The 17,824-nt window shown below is 65.6% G+C and carries 9 protein-coding genes and 3 rRNA genes; 1 reads left to right on the top strand and 11 read right to left on the bottom strand.

Annotated elements, in window-relative coordinates:
• Positions 1-9 precede the first annotated feature (9 nt).
• The 10 genes from QNO12_RS05140 to QNO12_RS05095 form a co-directional block, all read right to left on the bottom strand.
• Positions 10-2,934 (bottom strand): hypothetical protein, encoded by a 2,925-nt coding sequence (locus QNO12_RS05140; protein ID WP_257501692.1) that lies wholly within the window; start codon positions 2,932-2,934, stop codon positions 10-12.
• The gene (gene recN / locus QNO12_RS05135; RefSeq protein WP_257501691.1) at positions 2,931-4,622 is read right to left on the bottom strand and encodes a DNA repair protein RecN; all 1,692 of its coding nucleotides are present in this window, start codon (positions 4,620-4,622) and stop codon (positions 2,931-2,933) included. Before recN ends, QNO12_RS05140 begins: the two co-directional genes overlap by 4 nt.
• Positions 4,619-5,560: an NAD kinase gene (locus QNO12_RS05130; RefSeq protein ID WP_257501690.1), complete on the bottom strand. Its 942-nt coding sequence runs from the start codon at positions 5,558-5,560 to the stop codon at positions 4,619-4,621. Before QNO12_RS05130 ends, recN begins: the two co-directional genes overlap by 4 nt.
• The gene (locus tag QNO12_RS05125) at positions 5,557-6,372 is read right to left on the bottom strand and encodes a TlyA family RNA methyltransferase (RefSeq protein ID WP_257501689.1); all 816 of its coding nucleotides are present in this window, start codon (positions 6,370-6,372) and stop codon (positions 5,557-5,559) included. The genes QNO12_RS05130 and QNO12_RS05125 overlap by 4 nt, the downstream gene beginning before the upstream one ends.
• Positions 6,369-6,536: a hypothetical protein gene (locus tag QNO12_RS05120; RefSeq protein ID WP_257501688.1), complete on the bottom strand. Its 168-nt coding sequence runs from the start codon at positions 6,534-6,536 to the stop codon at positions 6,369-6,371. Before QNO12_RS05120 ends, QNO12_RS05125 begins: the two co-directional genes overlap by 4 nt.
• A gap of 40 nt (positions 6,537-6,576) precedes the next feature.
• A complete protein-coding gene (locus QNO12_RS05115; RefSeq protein WP_257501687.1) occupies positions 6,577-7,614 on the bottom strand; it encodes an HAD-IIA family hydrolase in 1,038 nt (345 codons plus the stop codon).
• A complete protein-coding gene (locus tag QNO12_RS05110) occupies positions 7,614-9,392 on the bottom strand; it encodes a chromosomal replication initiator protein DnaA (RefSeq protein ID WP_257501686.1) in 1,779 nt (592 codons plus the stop codon). The genes QNO12_RS05115 and QNO12_RS05110 overlap by 1 nt, the downstream gene beginning before the upstream one ends.
• A gap of 75 nt (positions 9,393-9,467) precedes the next feature.
• Positions 9,468-9,584: ribosomal RNA gene (rrf, locus tag QNO12_RS05105) — 5S ribosomal RNA — on the bottom strand.
• A 134-nt stretch (positions 9,585-9,718) separates the two neighbouring features.
• Positions 9,719-12,822: ribosomal RNA gene (locus QNO12_RS05100) — 23S ribosomal RNA — on the bottom strand.
• 455 nt (positions 12,823-13,277) lie between these two features.
• Positions 13,278-14,799 (bottom strand): 16S ribosomal RNA (locus QNO12_RS05095).
• The 16S, 23S and 5S rRNA genes sit together here, the layout of an rRNA operon.
• A 781-nt stretch (positions 14,800-15,580) precedes the next feature.
• On the opposite strand from QNO12_RS05095, the gene QNO12_RS05090 reads away from it, so the two are divergent.
• Entirely contained in the window at positions 15,581-16,954 is a 1,374-nt protein-coding gene (locus QNO12_RS05090; protein WP_257502646.1) for a CoA transferase, read from the top strand.
• On the opposite strand, the gene QNO12_RS05085 is transcribed toward QNO12_RS05090, so the two are convergent.
• Complete coding sequence (locus QNO12_RS05085) at positions 16,951-17,793, bottom strand: DUF4184 family protein (RefSeq protein ID WP_257502647.1); 843 nt, start codon at positions 17,791-17,793, stop codon at positions 16,951-16,953. The two genes, QNO12_RS05090 and QNO12_RS05085, sit on opposite strands and share 4 nt — an antisense overlap.
• Positions 17,794-17,824 lie beyond the last annotated feature (31 nt).

Raw genomic sequence — 17,824 nt, 5'->3', positions numbered from 1 at the left:
TCCTATCAGTCAGCGCCGGCGCGAAGGACGCCGCCGGGGTGCGGGAGCCGGGACAGGCGGGCGGGCGCGTGGCCGGCGGGTGGCCATGAGCACCCCGAACGACATGATCGCGCTCACCAGCAGGCATGCCACGAGCAGCACGAAGATCGGTTCGTCGCCGCCCAGGTCCTCCGTCGCCCAGAACAGGGTGAGCACCTGCGCGGCGCTCAGCCACGGTGGCAGCCATCGGACGACGTCTCGCCAGAGACCGCCCTCGACGCGCCGGGGCGCGCGGAACGCGAGGACGAGTCCGATGATCGCCGCCGCCACGGCGATCATCGCGAACGTCACCGGGATGATCACCACGGTCGCATCGGCCAGCACGTGCAGCATCCATTCGGCGCGGTTCGCGTCGGCGAACGTGCCGTCGGGGAACAGCATCCGAGCACCCAGGTACGACGAGTCCGACCACCATCCGTCATCGTCCGGCTGCAGTTCCGCTCGATACACCACGGTGTCTGCGGCCGACTCCGGCGCACCGAATTCCCGGACCGCGACGCCCTCGTCCCACGGCGCATGGTCCAGCCATCCGCTGGCACCGGTCATCGCCTCCGCGAATCGGGCCGGCATCCGCAGAGTCAGGTCGATCCGCTCGACGTCGTCCTCGACGCCGCTCCAGCCGTACTTCCACCCGGGGTTCAGCGCCGTCCACCGCAGCTGGTCGTGCCAGCCGCCGTCGAGGTACGCGGCGCCGATGACGTCGTCCATCTCATACCGGATGATCACCTCGTGCTCACCGGGCCATTCGTCGGGGATCCGGGTCTGCAGCAGCGCCATGCCCTGCACGCGGCCCTGGTCGAACGGCACCGCGGCGCCATCGATCGTGACCGACGTGATCGTCAGACGCGTGTCGTGACCATCGACCTTGTCCTGCCACTGGCGCAGGACCTGCGGCACGTCGCGGTAGTTCGAACCGACGACCACCTGCAGACGTTCCGAGACCTCCATCCGGACCCGCTCGCCCTCGGGGATCAGCGTGGCATCCGTCTCGTAGACGTTCACGAACATGCCGTAGTCGCCCGCGAAGTCGCCGCTGTAGACGGCGTCGTCGTCTGGGCGTGCGCTGCTGGCGGGCACCCAGGCGTTCAGAGCGAGCGCTGCGGCGACGGAGAGGATCGCTGCCGCTCGCACCACCAGTCGCGGCCCGGTGATGAACTCCGGGTCATCGCGGACCTGCCGGGCGATGCCCTCTTCGGCAAGCAGCCGGTGCAGGAGCCGGCGGGCACGGCGGGGCGGTGAGAACAGCACCGTATACGGCAGGAGCGGGTCGCGCAGCGAGGTGCGTTCGCCGCTCGCGGTCTGGTCCAGGTACAGCTCCAGACCGAGCAGGTGTTCCCGGGCCAGCGCACCCCGATGTGTCAACGGCAGGGCGGTCAGTGCGAGCACCGCGATGGCCGCAGCCAGAACGGTGGTCAGGCACACGATCGCCACCGGCCACCAGTACACGCTCAGCGCGAATTGGTAGGACAGCTGCCGCACGAGTCCCCACTGCAGGACGGTGAGGGCGACGGCGGCGCTGAGAAAGCTGTCTCGGACGAAGCCGCGGGAAACGCGGCGCAGACCGCGGGTGAACTGCTCCCGCCATGCGGGTGCGGTGAGGTATTTCGTCCAGGCCGAGGGCACGTTCCCCAGCCGGCCGGCACGCGATGTCTCCCGTACCAGCGCGCGGCGGGCCGCCGGATCACCGGGGTTGCCCTGGAAGCGCTCGACCGCCGCTGCCAACGGCGCGACCAGGACCGCACGCGAGATGCGGGCCGCCAGGGCGGCGGAGACGTCCTTCTGCGGGCTGTACTGGGCGACGAACCATGCCCGCCCCCGGGCATCGCCCCATGCGACGGCGCGGGCGGCGAGGCTGAACAGGACGGCGACCGAGAGCATGACCAGGGGAACGAACGGTCCGATCACCTGCAGCCAGTACAGCGCCGATTCCGGCGGCATCAGGAAGGTGCCCGGCGCGAAGCGGAACGTGAACCAGAACTGGGCGTGCGGCGGCATGCGCTGGTCGTTCTCGAGCGTGTACGTGACAGCGTCGGGGGTCTGGCTGTCCGGGGTCAGGGTTGCGGAGTCGCTCAAAATCGACCACGCGATGCCCCCGCTCGGCTGCCGGGAGAAGTCATCGACCAGGTCGGGTGCCAGCGTCACCGTCAAGGCGCTGTGCCCGACGGCGTGCGGCCACGCCGGCCCGAACACGTTCCAGTCCAGCACCTCCTCCTGCAGCTGCGTGGAATCGTCCACGGCCGGGTACGCGACATCGAACAGCGTGTAGCGCAGCTCGACGTCGTGGTCGCCGGTGAGCGTCTGGCCGGTGTCCATCCCGACCGTGGCGGACGTGGCGCCCCGCGTGACGGTCACGGGGATCTCGGCCCCGCCCCACCGCGCGCCGGTGATCTGCAGTGCCAGGTCATGACCTTGGAACTGGCTCGCGATCACGCGTTCCACGCCGGACTCTGCGACGTCGTCGGGGAAGTGCGCCTCGATGCGCTCGACCACCTCCATGCGCATCCGGCCGTGGTCGTCGCGCAGGAGCGTGTACTCGGCGGCGAACGATCGTGCGATCCAGGTATCGGTGGCGGTGGAGGCCGACGAGGTGATGTCCTCGAGGGAGAGCGGCTTGTTCAGCACAGGGCCGAGCAGCAGGAAGGCGCCGGTCGCGGCGACAACGGCCCAGAAGGCGATGGTCACCGTGCGGATGCGCACGGATCCGTGCGAGCGGACCCAGCCCTCCAGCCGCACCAGCAGAGCGGACAGCGCGGCGTACAGCGGGGTCGGTCGAGGGTTCTCGATGGGAACCGCCTCGGGCGGCGGGATGGCGGCCGAGTCCAGCTCGTCCGCTTCGAGTGTTCCTTCGGGTGCTGCGGCGGGGTCGGTCTGCTTCTTCTTCCGGCGCCGGATCATGCGGCCTTGGACGCGAGCATGAGCAGCTCCCGGGCGTGGCTGAGGGCGGCGGCCGAGTCGGGCATACCGGAGAGCAGCCGTGCCATCTCGGCTTCGCGGTCAGCCCCGTCGAGCCTGCGCACGTCGGATGCGGTGACCGACCCGTCGTTGGCTTTGACGACCGACAGGTGGTTGTTGGCGAACGCGGCGACTTGGGCGAGGTGTGTGACGGCGATGACCTGCGACGATCGGGCCAGCCGTGCGAGGCGGCGGCCCACCTCGATGGCGGCGGCGCCGCCGATCCCGGCATCCACCTCGTCGAAGACGAACGTGGGCACGGGATCGACGGATGCGATCACGACTTCGATCGCCAGCATGACGCGACTGAGTTCGCCACCCGAGGCGCTCTTGGCCACCGGACGCGGGTCGGCGCCGATGTGGGGGGCGAGCAATATGGCGACGTCGTCGCGACCGGTCGCCGATTCGGCGCCGGGCGTGACCGCGACGACGACGTGCGCATCCGGCATCGCGAGCGCGTGCAGCTCCTCGGTGACCGCGTCGCCGAGGCGGGCGGCGGCTTCGCTGCGGGCGGCGGTGAGTGCGGCGGCTCGCTCGTCCAGGGCGGATGCCGCGGCATCCCGTTCGCTGGTCAGGCGTTCGATCCGCGCGCCGTCGTCGTCGAGTTCGGCGAGGCGGGCGGAGCCGGTCTGAAGCAGCTCGATCGCCGCGTCCAGCGATCCGTGGGCGCGGATCAGCCCTCCGAGCACCGCTCGTCGGTCCTCGACGGCGGCCAGCTCGTGGGGTCCGGTCTCATCGAGGTCGGCCAGGTAGCCGGCGATGGATTGGGCCAAGTCTGCGGAGCGATAGCCCAGGTCGGCCACCTGGGCGGCGAGGTCGTCCAGCGCGGGATCGTGACCTCGCTCGAGGGCGCGCCGCGCCTCGGCCAGCAGCATTCCGACATCGGGTGCGTCCAGCTCACCGGACAGCAGCTCGTGAGCCGTGGCCGCCGCGGAACGGAGCACCTCGGCGTTCGCGAGCCGCTCGGCGCGCAGAGAGAGTTCGGCGTCTTCGCCCGGCTGCGGCTCCACCCGCTCGATCTCGGCGAGCGCGACGCGAAGTTCCTCGGCCTCGCGCATGCGGGCGTCGCGGTCGTCGGTGAGCATCGTCAGCTCGCGGCCCAGTTCGCGGACACGCTCGTACGCAACGCGGTACTGCTGCAGCGCGCTGTCCACGGGTGCGCCGCCAAAACGGTCGAGCGCCTCCCGCTGGGCTGCGGCGGTGCGCAGGCGCAGCTGGTCGGATTGCCCGTGCACGACGACGAGATGATCGGCGAGGTCGGCCAGCACCGTGGCCGGAGCGGCACGACCGCCGACCGTCGCCCGGCTGCGGCCTTCGCTGGAGAGCGATCGTCCGACCAGGAGCTCGGCCAGGCCGTTGCCGATCGATTCGACATCGCCGCCGGCCTCACGGACACGATCGACGACAGGTCCCCGCTCCGGCACGATCCAGGTGCCGTCCACCGACGCCTGCGGCGCGCCGGCCCGCACCGCGCCGGAGTCCGCGCGCTGACCGAGCAGCAGGCCGAGCCCGGTGACGACCATCGTCTTGCCCGCGCCGGTCTCGCCGGTGATCGCCGTGAACCCTGACCCGATGGGCAGCGTGGCCTCGGCGATGACGCCGAGATCGCGGAGGCGCATCTCCTCGATCACGGAGCCTGGCCGTTCACGCCGTGGGAGGGTGCCGGTCCGCGCCATCCTTCGACGGGGAGGCGGAACTTGCGGACGAGCCGGTCGGTGAACGCCGCCGGGTGCAGTCGGGCGAGGCGAACCGGGCGCTCCGAGCGCCGCACGACCACGCGCGCGCCCGGGGGCAGATCGTGGGAGCGCCGACCGTCGCACCACAGCACGCCCGTTCCGTTCGTGCGCTCGAGCACTTCGATCGCAACGGCGTGCTCGGGTCCGACGACCAGCGGTTTGGCGAACAGCGCATGCGCGGACAGCGGGACGACCGCGATGGCCTGGACCGTCGGCCAGATCACCGGTCCCCCCGCGGAGAAGTTGTACGCGGTGGACCCCGTCGGCGTGGACACCACCACTCCGTCGCATCCGAACGAGGACAGCGGCCTGCCGTCGATCTCGATGACGACTTCGAGCATCCGTTCCCGGCTGGCCTTCTCGACGGTGGCTTCGTTCAGCGCCCATGTGTCGAAGATCACTTCGTCCGAAGCATCCTTCACGCGCACCTGCAGGGCGAGACGCTCCTCGACGGCGTAGTCGCGATCGATGGCGCGGCGCACAGCGTAGTCCATGTCGTCACGCTCGATCTCGGCCAGGAAGCCGACGTGCCCCATATTGATGCCGAGCACCGGCGCGGTGCCCTCGCGGACCAGTTCGGCCGCGCGCAGAATCGACCCGTCCCCGCCCAGCACGATCGCCAGCTCGATGTCCTGCACGGGCACATCGACCTCCAGCGTCGCCACGTCGCCGAGCAGCGCCAGGGAGTCGCCCAGCTCTTCGCGGTCGTCGATCGACAGGACGGGTCGGGCGCCGGCCTCGCGAAGCGCAGAGACCACCCGCGCGGCCGCCGCGACCGTGTCGTCGCGGCGCGCGTGCACCACGACCAGGATGCTGCGTTCTGCCTCGTTCATGGACTTCCCGTCAGTCGGTTCACGGTGCTCAACCATTGTGTCGGATTCGCCCCCCGGCCCGTGCCGTCAGGTACTGCTCGGAAGTGCGCGATGTACTCGGCGTTGCCGTGCGTGCCGACGATCGGCGAGGCGATCACACCGCACGTGCCGAGACCCGCGTCCCACGCCGACCAGAGCACGCCCGCCACCGCGTCGGCTCGGGACGCGGCATCCGTCACGAGGCCGCCCTTGACCGCGGTCCTGCCCACCTCGAACTGCGGCTTGATCAGCAGCACGAGATCTGCATCCGGCGCCGCGACGGCCTTCGCCGCAGGCAGAACGTGCGTGAGGGAGATGAAGGACAGATCACCGGTCACGATCTGCGGGCGCTCGCGGATGCCGCTCTGTCGCGCGAGGTCCTCGGCAGTCATGTAGCGGACGTTGAATCCCTCGATCACGATCACGCCCGGATCGGCACGCACGGATGCTGCGAGCTGACCGTGACCGACATCGACGGCGATCACGGGGTCGGCGCCTCGTTCACGAAGCACCTGAGTGAACCCGCCGGTCGATGCGCCCATGTCCAGCGCGAGACGCCCCGCCACCGGCAGAGCGAACGCGTGGAGCGCCGCGATCAGTTTGTGCGCCGCCCGGCTGACGTAGTGGTCGGTGGCCGCGACTTCGATGAGCGCATCGTCGTCGACCTGCGTGGACGCCTTGACCACCGTTCGTCCGTCCACGCTGACGAGTCCGTCCGCGATGAGGGTGGCCGCGTGGGTGCGCGAGCGGGCCAGACCTCGCGCCGGCAGAGCAGCGTCCAGGCGCGTGCTCATGACTGCGCGGTGATGCCCGCCGGGCCGGACTCGAGGCGGCGCGCGATCGCGTCGTGCAGACCCTCGTATGCGGCCGCGCGAGACGCCAGAGGTTGCGCCTCGATCACCTCAAGCGTCGAGAGCAGGTCATCCTGCTCCTCGTCCTGCGGTGCGGTCTGTTCCATGCCCTCAGGATATGTCCCGGAGCGGGAGATCCCGCGAAGGTCAGGGACGACGGAACGGATCCGCGTACAGCCGCTCCGGCACTCGGAACCCGTAGATGGCCCGACCGGTGTCCCAGATCGCCTTCGCTCCGGCGCGGAGCAGATCGACGGGATCGTCACCCTCCGCGAGGATGCGCACATCGGCGCCGTCCACCCGCACCTTGGCGCCGCGGACCGTGACGACGCCGTCGCTGACCACGGCGTGAGGGTAGGGCACGTGCAGCTCCCTCAGATCACGGAGGATGTAGGTCGGCTGCGACCCGGCCGGTGCTGCCAGCACGTGCTTGGGCCGGTCTATCCCGGTCAGCACGAGCGCGGAGGGGATGCCGGCACGGTTTGCTCCGAGGATGTCCGTGTCCAGCCGGTCTCCGAGGAAGAGCGGATGCTGTGCGGCGAAGCGCGCCACCGCCTCGTCGAAGATCGGCACTTCGGGTTTGCCCGCGACCGTGGCCAGTCGGCCGACGGCGGTGTGGACGGCCGACACCAGGGTGCCGTTTCCCGGGGCGATCCCCCGTGCTTGCGGGATCGTCCAGTCCGTGTTCGTCGCGATCCAGGGGATGCCGCCCTCCTCTTCAGGAAGAGCAAGTGCGTAGGACGCTTCAGCGAGCTGCGTCCAGCCCACTTCGGGGGCGAACCCCTGAACGACCGCGGCGGGGTCGTCGGCGGAGCTGCGGGTGACCACGAAGCCGGCCTTCTGAAGCTCGTCGACCAGCCCGTCGCCGCCGACGACGAGCACGGTGGAACCGGCTGCCACCCGGTCGGTGAGCAGCCGCACCGCGGCCTGTGGGCTGGTCACCACGTCGGTGGGCGCTGTGGCCAGGCCCAAGGCGCTGAGGTGGGCTGCGACGGAGACGTCGGTGCGGGACGCGTTGTTCGTAATGTAGCCGATGCGGCGTCCGGGACGACTGAGATTCAGGCTCTCGACCGCATGAGGCAGTGCGCCATCGCCCGCATAGACGACGCCGTCCAGATCTGCCAGGACGACGTCGACACCGTCAAGCGGTGCGCGCTCCGGCGACCGGCGGGCGAACAGCGCCATCAGTCCTGGCTCTCGGAGTCGGCTGCCTCCTCGTCCGGGGACGCGGCATTCCGAGCGTCCGGGACGGGAAGCTCCTCGTCGACGGGCTCGTCCTCAGCAGAGGGTTCCTCGGCGGGGAGTTCATCCTCGGCGAGATCCTCGACCGAGAGGTCCCCCTCGACGGGCTCATCCTCGACGAGCTCGTCCTGCGTGGTGCCCTCATCCTCGACGAAGCGGGGGTCCTCGAGCACCTCTTCGACGTACAGCACCTCGAGGTCGTCGGATCCGTCAGCCGCGTCAAGCGCCGCCTGCGCCACGTCGGCCCGTCGGTGCCATTCGCGCGCTTCGTCGTCTCGGCCGAGCTCTTCCAAAACCGTCGCGCGTGCGGAGAACAGCGCAGGGCTCCACTCGAACGCGCGATCCGGGTCCAGCTCGGGAATGTCCAGCTCCTGGAGTGCGCGCTCGGTCTCGCCGAGGTCCAGGCGGGCGCCGGACATCGCAATCGCGAGCTCGACCCGGACGGACTGGGCGAGGGAGGCCCGGTCGACAGCGCGACCCACCTCGAGCGCGCGATCGGGTCGCCCGACACCGCGCTCGCTGTCGACCATCAGCGCGATCTGATCGTCACTGCCCGAGATGCGACGGTACGTGCGCAGCTCGCGCAGCGCGAGGGCGTAGTCGCCGATCGCGTAGGCAGTGATCGCCGCCGTCTCCCGGACAACTCCGATACGTCCCGCGCGGCGCGTGGCGGCGATTGCGTGCTGATGCGCCAGCTGCGGATCAGCGTCGATCACCTCGGCTGCCATCGCCAGGTGTCGGGCGACGGCGTCGGCATTCTCTTTGCTCAGTGTCTTCAGCTGGTTGCGCGCCGCCGCGTTCAGATCGGTCGCCACGACCTCGTCCGGAACGACGGGCTCCTCGAATGAGGAACGGACCGCACGAAGTTCTTCGGGACGGGACTGACGATCGTCTCGTCGCTCGTCGCGCCCGGTGCCGGCGCGGGGCGGTCGGCTACTGCCGTCGCGCGGGGTGAACGACCTGCGTTCGCCGTCGCGGGGCGGGTACGACTTGCGCTCGCTGTCGCGCGGCGGGTACGAGGGTCGCTCGCCGTCGCGTTTGACGTACGGCTTCCGCTCACCATCGCGGGGCGGATAGGACTTGCGCTCGCCGTCGCGCGGCGGGTACGAGGGTCGCTCGCCGTCGCGCTTGACGTACGGCTTCCGCTCACCATCGCGGGGCGGGTACGAGGGTCGCTCGCCGTCACGTTTGACGTACGGCTTCCGCTCACCATCACGCGGTGGGTAGGACTTGCGCTCGCCGTCGCGCGGCGGGTACGAGGGTCGCTCGCCGTCGCGTTTGACGTACGGCTTCCGCTCGCCGTCGCGCTTCGGATACGCGGGTCGGTCGCCGTCACGCTTGACGTACGGCTTCCGCTCACCCTCACGCGGCGGGTAGGACTTGCGCTCACCCTCACGGGCGGCGTAAGGCTTCTTCTCGCCGTCGCGCTTCGGATACGCGGGTCGGTCGCCGTCGCGCTTGACGTACGGCTTCCGCTCACCATCACGCGGTGGGTAGGACTTGCGCTCACCCTCACGGGCGGCGTAAGGCTTCTTCTCGCCGTCGCGCTTCGGATACGCGGGTCGATCGGCGTCGCGCTTGACGTACGGCTTCTTGTCGCCGGCGCGCGGAGCGCGCTCGGCGCGGCCACTCGATTCGTGGCGCGAGCCGTCGGGGGTGCTGCGCCGGCGCTGCGGAGGTTCGCCCTCGCGTGAGCGTCGGGTCGGATCGTCGTCTGCCATGTCCTTGATCCTCCCCGGGTCGGTGCGTTAACGAGAAATGGCCACCCAGCGATGGGTGGCCATTTCACGAAAGAAGTCCGGCGGTGTCCTACTCTCCCACAGGGTCCCCCCTGCAGTACCATCGGCGCTGTGAGGCTTAGCTTCCGGGTTCGGAATGTAACCGGGCGTTTCCCTCACGCTATGGCCGCCGAAACACTATTGATGTTTCAATCGTTCAAAAGCATGAATTGCTACACGAATGTAGCGGTCGCTGCGTGGACGCAGCTCATGCGGTTCTCGACCGTACATCGAGAACCACTCAGTGGACGCAAGCACCTGGAACGGTGATTATCAAGTCATCGGCTTATTAGTACCGGTCAGCTGCACGTGTTGCCACGCTTACACATCCGGCCTATCAACCCAGTAATCTGGCTGGGAGCCTCTCGCCCGAAGGCATGGAAATCTCATCTTGAGGCCGGCTTCCCGCTTAGATGCTTTCAGCGGTTATCCATCCCGAACGTAGCTAATCAGCGGTGCTCCTGGCGGAACAACTGACACACCAGAGGTTCGTCCAACCCGGTCCTCTCGTACTAGGGTCAGATCCTCTCAAATTTCCTGCGCGCGCAGCGGATAGGGACCGAACTGTCTCACGACGTTCTAAACCCAGCTCGCGTACCGCTTTAATGGGCGAACAGCCCAACCCTTGGGACCTACTCCAGCCCCAGGATGCGACGAGCCGACATCGAGGTGCCAAACCATGCCGTCGATATGGACTCTTGGGCAAGATCAGCCTGTTATCCCCGAGGTACCTTTTATCCGTTGAGCGACAGCGCTTCCACAAGCCACTGCCGGATCACTAGTCCCGACTTTCGTCCCTGCTCGACCTGTCAGTCTCACAGTCAAGCTCCCTTGTGCACTTACACTCGCCACCTGATTGCCAACCAGGTTGAGGGAACCTTTGGGCGCCTCCGTTACTCTTTAGGAGGCAACCGCCCCAGTTAAACTACCCATCAGGCACTGTCCCTGAACCGGATTACGGTTCTAAGTTAGATATCCAGAGTGACCAGAGTGGTATTTCAACAATGACTCCACATGAACTAGCGTCCACGCTTCAAAGTCTCCCACCTATCCTACACAAGCCACACCGAACACCAATACCAAACTATAGTAAAGGTCACGGGGTCTTTCCGTCCTGCTGCGCGTAACGAGCATCTTTACTCGTAATGCAATTTCGCCGAGTTCGCGGTTGAGACAGTTGGGAAGTCGTTACGCCATTCGTGCAGGTCGGAACTTACCCGACAAGGAATTTCGCTACCTTAGGATGGTTATAGTTACCACCGCCGTTTACTGGGGCTTAAATTCTCAGCTTCGCCTTGCGGCTAACCGGTCCTCTTAACCTTCCAGCACCGGGCAGGCGTCAGTCCGTATACATCGTCTTGCGACTTGGCACGGACCTGTGTTTTTAGTAAACAGTCGCTACCCACTAGTCTCTGCGGCCTCCAAACGCTTTCGGAGCAAGTCCTAATACGTCGAAGGCCCCCCTTCTCCCGAAGTTACGGGGGCATTTTGCCGAGTTCCTTAACCACGATTCTCTCGATCTCCTTGGTATTCTCTACCTGACCACCTGAGTCGGTTTGGGGTACGGGCGGCTTGAACCTCGCGTCGATGCTTTTCTTGGCAGCATAGGATCACCCACTTTTTATCCGCATCGTGTCTCAGCCTTAATGAGTGACGGATTTGCCTATCACTCGGCCTACGCACTTGCACCAGGACTACCATCGCCTGGCTTGGGCTACCTTCCTGCGTCACACCTGTTAATACGCTAACCGCCTCAGCATAGGGTCGTGTGCTAGGCCCAACGCCTCACCCCGAAGGGATCGGTCACTGGGATTCAGACACTTAGCATTACTGGATTGGTTTGGGCGGTTCTTCGCCGGTACGGGAATATCAACCCGTTGTCCATCGACTACGCCTGTCGGCCTCGCCTTAGGTCCCGACTTACCCAGGGAAGATTAGCTTGACCCTGGAACCCTTGGTCTTTCGGAGGACGTGTTTCTCACACGTCTTTCGCTACTCATGCCTGCATTCTCACTCGTGTAGCCTCCACGGCTGGTTCACACCGCCGCTTCGCTGGCCACACGACGCTCTCCTACCCATCAATACGGCTGGACCACGAAGGCCTACCAATAATATCAATGCCACAGCTTCGGTGGCGTGCTTGAGCCCCGTTACATTGTCGGCGCGGAATCACTTGACCAGTGAGCTATTACGCACTCTTTCAAGGGTGGCTGCTTCTAAGCCAACCTCCTGGTTGTCAAAGCAACTCCACATCCTTTCCCACTTAGCACGCGCTTTGGGACCTTAGATGGTGGTCTGGGTTGTTTCCCTCTCGACTATGAAGCTTATCCCCCACAGTCTCACTGCTGCGCTCTCACTTACCGGCATTCGGAGTTTGGCTGACGTCAGTAACCTTGTAGGGCCCATCGGCCATCCAGTAGCTCTACCTCCGGCAAGAAACACGCAACGCTGCACCTAAATGCATTTCGGAGAGAACCAGCTATCACGAAGTTTGATTGGCCTTTCACCCCTATCCACAGCTCATCCCCTCAGTTTTCAACCTAAGTGGGTTCGGTCCTCCACGACGTCTTACCGTCGCTTCAACCTGGCCATGGATAGATCACTTCGCTTCGGGTCTAGGACATGCGACTGAATCGCCCTATTCAGACTCGCTTTCGCTACGGCTACCCCACTCGGGTTAACCTCGCCACATATCGCTAACTCGCAGGCTCATTCTTCAAAAGGCACGCTGTCACCCCTACTAAGGAGGCTCCAACGGTTTGTAAGCAAACGGTTTCAGGTACTATTTCACTCCCCTCCCGGGGTACTTTTCACCTTTCCCTCACGGTACTTGTCCGCTATCGGTCATCTGGGAGTATTTAGGCTTATCAGGTGGTCCTGACAGATTCACACGGGATTTCTCGGGCCCCGTGCTACTTGGGATACTCTTCGCGCCAAGGGAGGCATTTCGACTACGGGGTTCACACCCTCTATGACCGGCCTTTCAATGCCGTTCGTCTATACCTTCTTGTAACGCCGGCTGCTCGGCAGAGCAGCCCGAAAAGTCCCACAACCCCGAATACGCAACTCCTGCCGGATATCACGCGTACTCGGTTTAGCCTGTTCCGGTTTCGCTCGCCACTACTAACGGAATCGCGGTTGCTTTCTCTTCCTGTGGGTACTGAGATGTTTCACTTCCCCACGTTCCCTCTACCCGCCCTATATATTCAGGCGGGAGTCACTAGGTCGGCACGCCGCCCAGCGGGGTTTCCCCATTCGGACATCCTCGGATCAAAGTGTGCTTATCCACTCCCCGAGGCTTATCGCAGATTGCTACGTCCTTCTTCGGCTCCAGATGCCAAGGCATTCACCGTTTGCTCTTAAAGACTTGAAAATCACATGAGTTCGTCTCTTCGGCCCGGACCTAAATCCGGTTTGAAATTGACTAATGATCTTTAAAAGATCATCTTGATGAAACGACCTACGCAACACACACACCAGCAAGCCGGCACATCCATCACGAAAGCCATCTCAAAGATGCTCGCGTCCACTGTGTAGTTCTCAAAGTACGGGCGGTACCCTCCCCCGCTCACCGAAACCGGCAAACCAGAAAAGGTCCTGAGTAATCGTCTGGCCCGAAAAAATCCGAGCACATCCGGTCCCTCAGGACCCAACAGCGTGCATGTGCGATCTCCACCATCCCCCACCGTTCCGGCTGCAAGCAGCGTACTGAGTGAAAAACACCTTCCTTCGCACCTCATCAAATGTTCCACCCATGAGCTACCGGTCGAGAACATACGTCCCGAATCCGGCGCCTGGACACCCCGAAGAGTGCCAGATGCTCCTTAGAAAGGAGGTGATCCAGCCGCACCTTCCGGTACGGCTACCTTGTTACGACTTAGTCCTAATTACCAATCCCACCTTCGACGGCTCCCTCCACAAGGGTTGGGCCACCGGCTTCAGGTGTTACCGACTTTCATGACTTGACGGGCGGTGTGTACAAGACCCGGGAACGTATTCACCGCAGCGTTGCTGATCTGCGATTACTAGCGACTCCGACTTCATGAGGTCGAGTTGCAGACCTCAATCCGAACTGGGACCGGCTTTTTGGGATTCGCTCCACCTTACGGTATTGCAGCCCTTTGTACCGGCCATTGTAGCATGCGTGAAGCCCAAGACATAAGGGGCATGATGATTTGACGTCATCCCCACCTTCCTCCGAGTTGACCCCGGCAGTATCCCATGAGTTCCCACCATTACGTGCTGGCAACATAGAACGAGGGTTGCGCTCGTTGCGGGACTTAACCCAACATCTCACGACACGAGCTGACGACAACCATGCACCACCTGTTTACGAGTGTCCAAAGAGTTGACCATTTCTGGCCCGTTCTCGTATATGTCAAGCCTTGGTAAGGTTCTTCGCGTTGCATCGAATTAATCCGCATGCTCCGCCGCTTGTGCGGGTCCCCGTCAATTCCTTTGAGTTTTAGCCTTGCGGCCGTACTCCCCAGGCGGGGAACTTAATGCGTTAGCTGCGTCACGGAATCCGTGGAATGGACCCCACAACTAGTTCCCAACGTTTACGGGGTGGACTACCAGGGTATCTAAGCCTGTTTGCTCCCCACCCTTTCGCTCCTCAGCGTCAGTTACGGCCCAGAGATCTGCCTTCGCCATCGGTGTTCCTCCTGATATCTGCGCATTCCACCGCTACACCAGGAATTCCAATCTCCCCTACCGCACTCTAGTCTGCCCGTACCCACTGCAGGCCCGAGGTTGAGCCTCGGGGTTTCACAGCAGACGCGACAAACCGCCTACGAGCTCTTTACGCCCAATAATTCCGGATAACGCTTGCACCCTACGTATTACCGCGGCTGCTGGCACGTAGTTAGCCGGTGCTTTTTCTGCAGGTACCGTCACTTTCGCTTCTTCCCTGCTAAAAGAGGTTTACAACCCGAAGGCCGTCGTCCCTCACGCGGCGTTGCTGCATCAGGCTTGCGCCCATTGTGCAATATTCCCCACTGCTGCCTCCCGTAGGAGTCTGGGCCGTGTCTCAGTCCCAGTGTGGCCGGTCACCCTCTCAGGCCGGCTACCCGTCGACGCCTTGGTGAGCCATTACCTCACCAACTAGCTGATAGGCCGCGAGCTCATCCCTGACCGAAGTTCTTTCCAGCTGCTGAAGATGCCTTCGCAGCTCGTATCCGGTATTAGACGCCGTTTCCAGCGCTTATCCCAGAGTCAGGGGCAGATTGCTCACGTGTTACTCACCCGTTCGCCACTGATCCAGAGAGCAAGCTCTCCTTCACCGTTCGACTTGCATGTGTTAAGCACGCCGCCAGCGTTCATCCTGAGCCAGGATCAAACTCTCCGTAAAAGAATTTTGCTGCGAACGAACCGGAATAGGTTCGACCGAGCGAGTTTGAACTGACGATCGGATGTCATTACTGACAAATCCGTTTAATCTCAAAAGAATCTCACCGGCCAGCAAAGCTGACCGCGAGGTTTTTTGGCATTTGACAAGTGCACGCTGTTGAGTTCTCAAGGATCGGATGCTCCCGCAGGTCAGCCTCTCGGCATCCCCATCAGGGCAACTTCTCTATCTTATTCCCCGCGACCCGCCTGTCAAATCCGCACAATCCAACGTTTCCGCCGGAAGCACGATCATCGACCGCGTCTCACGAAGAGAGATCAGGTGCCCTGCGCTTCGGCGTATCAGCCAGTCCGCGGGGCAGCTCATCTATCTTACCCCATTCCGTCAGCCTGTCAAATCGGCCGTTCGTGACGTTCAGACGTCAGCGAACAGCACTCATCGACAGCTTCGAGGAGTGAGGACCTCCATCCTAAACCCGGAGGCACGAACTCTCAATGAGAGTTCGAAAGGATGGGGGGTGGTTCTCCACTTGAGGGGGGTGAAGCCTTCCGGCCTCTCCGCTTCCCTGTGGGGCGAACAATCAATAGATTACGTGGGGCCTGGGGGGCTGGCAAATCCGGGCCGTGTCCCGGGCGTGTCTGCCTGGTCGGGGGCGCTTTCCGTGGATCCGACGGACTCACGTCGCCCTCACGATCGGCTGGTCGGCCGAGCTGCGGCGGCGGTAGCCTCCAGCCATGCGCGTGCACTCGCCCCTCCCACACCTGTTCGTCCGTGAGGGAGGGGCATGAGCGTCTCCCCCTCCGCCCGGCGCCTGCTGCTCGAGCGCACCTGGGCTGCACTCGGCGGAGGCCCACTCTCATCCTCCGCGTTCATCGACACGGCGCCCCCGGTTCCGCTCCCGGCGCGCACGGACGTCGCATCTCTGGCCTGGGCGAGCGTGGGTGCGTCTGCGTTGGCGGCCGGGGCGCTCAGCGGTGGGCGCGCCCTTGCTCTCGATCCGGCACGCGTCGCGGTGTCGTACTCCAGCGAACGGCATCTTCTGCTCGACGACGAGCAGCCCCCGGTGTGGGCGCCGCTGTCCGGCTTCTTCCGGTCATCGGACAGCTGGGTCCGCACGCACGGCAACTACCCGCACCATGCGGCGGAGTTGCGACGCGGACTGGGGCTGACGCCGGGGGCTGACGCGATCACCGTGGCGGCCGCACTCCGCGGAATGCCGGCGGCTGTCGCGACGCAGGCGATCACATCCGCGGGTGGTCTGTGCGTGGCGGTGTCCCGTGAGAACCCGACGCTCGATGCGGCACTGCGCGGTGCACCCCTCGTCCATCTCCGGCACTCCGGCGCCGCGCACCCCCGGTCCCGCGCCGGGCGGGCCGGGGAGGCGCCGCTGCGCGGCATCCGCGTGCTGGATCTGACCCGCGTGATCGCCGGACCGGTGGCCACTCGCGCGCTCGCCCTTCTCGGTGCCGAGGTTCTGCGGATCGATCCCCCGGGACTTCCGGAGCCGGAGTGGCAGCACCTGGACAGCGGCCACGGCAAGCGGTCGGCGCTGCTGGACCTGCACGCGCCGCACGCTCGTGCCGTCTTCGATGAACTGCTGGCGTCGGCCGATGTCGTGGTCACCGGCTACCGCGCCGCGGCGATGGAACGGCTCGGTCTGGGGCCGCACCAGCTCATCGACCGGCATCCCGGCCTTGTCGTCGCGCGTCTGACCGCCTGGGGCGCAGAGCCCGCGGTGGCGGACCGCCGTGGTTTCGACAGCCTGGTGCAGGCCGCCAGTGGGATCTCCTGGATCGAGTCGCCCGACGGCGAACGACCCGGCGCGCTGCCGGCACAGGCTCTCGACCACAGCGCGGGCTACCTTCTGGCGGCGGGGGTGATGTCGGCATTCCGTCACCAGGATGCCGATGGCGGATCGTGGCTCGTGGACGTCTCCCTCCGCCGCGTCGCCGCTGAGCTGCTCGGCATGCCGCGCAGCTCCTCCCCCGAACCGTCCGATCCGGTGGTCGATCCCGCCCCGCACCTGCAGAAGTTCGACATCGACGGCATCACGCTGGTCACCACTGCACCGGCGCTCGCGTACGCCGGCGGCCCGGTGGACTACCGACCGCCGCGACCGTGGGGACGCGACACCCCGACGTGGTCCGGCCGGCCTTAGCCGGGGCGGACCGCACGCGGCGCGCGCACCACCTGGACGAGCACGGCCAGTACGAGCGTGAGGCCTCCCCACAGCGCACACGCCGGCGGGAGCACGCGATAGGCCAGGTGCGGGATCGTCCAGCTCTGCGTGAGCGGGCCGAACATCGCCAGGCCGATCACCCACGCCAGAACCAGGAACACGGGCAGGCAGGCCCACCATCCCCAGCGCACCGCGGCCGGCAGCACCCGGCGGGGCGGCTCGCGTCGATCCGCGCGCCGCAGCCAGAGGAGCGCCCACGCCGCGATGATGCCGAGGCCGACCACGGACGACCCGTGCTGCAGCCAGGTGTGACCGGCGAGCGGACCCCAGGGCCGGTCCAGCCCCGGAAGCACGCGCACCCCCCAGCGGCCCTCGTGCGTGAACAGGTCCCACACGATATGGCTGAGCACACCCAGGACGAGCGACGCGATCAGCAGCAGGGCGCCGCGCATCGACGGGCTGCGCACCTGGCCGCGGTCGTCGACGGACCGTCGGTCCGCGCGGGCCGTGAAGGTCTCCCGGAGCGCATCCCCGGGCGGGGCGTCCCACGACTCCGGCAGGCGTGCGGCGAGCCAGTCAGGACACAGCTCGCGCACCGCGGGTCGCAGGAGGCAGCGCCAGACCAGCAGCAGCGCCAGTGCCAGCGCCACGGTCAGCGGCAGCCACCACAGGTCGTGCGTGAGCCCGTAGTGCAGCGGCAGTCCGCGCACGAACAGCGGAAGGTCCGGTGCCATCGCGCCGACGGCGATCGCGGCGGGCACCAGCGGCGTCCGCACGAACGGCAGGGCGACGACGGCGTGGCTCGGCGTGAACGGCATGCGTGCGGCGACCGGGTGCGCGGTGGTGCAG

The sequence above is a fragment of the Microbacterium sp. zg-B185 genome, from assembly GCF_030246885.1.
Taxonomy (GTDB): Bacteria; Actinomycetota; Actinomycetes; order Actinomycetales; family Microbacteriaceae; genus Microbacterium.
Note: the sequence above shows the minus strand (reverse complement) of the source record. Positions and strands in the feature narration are given on the sequence as shown.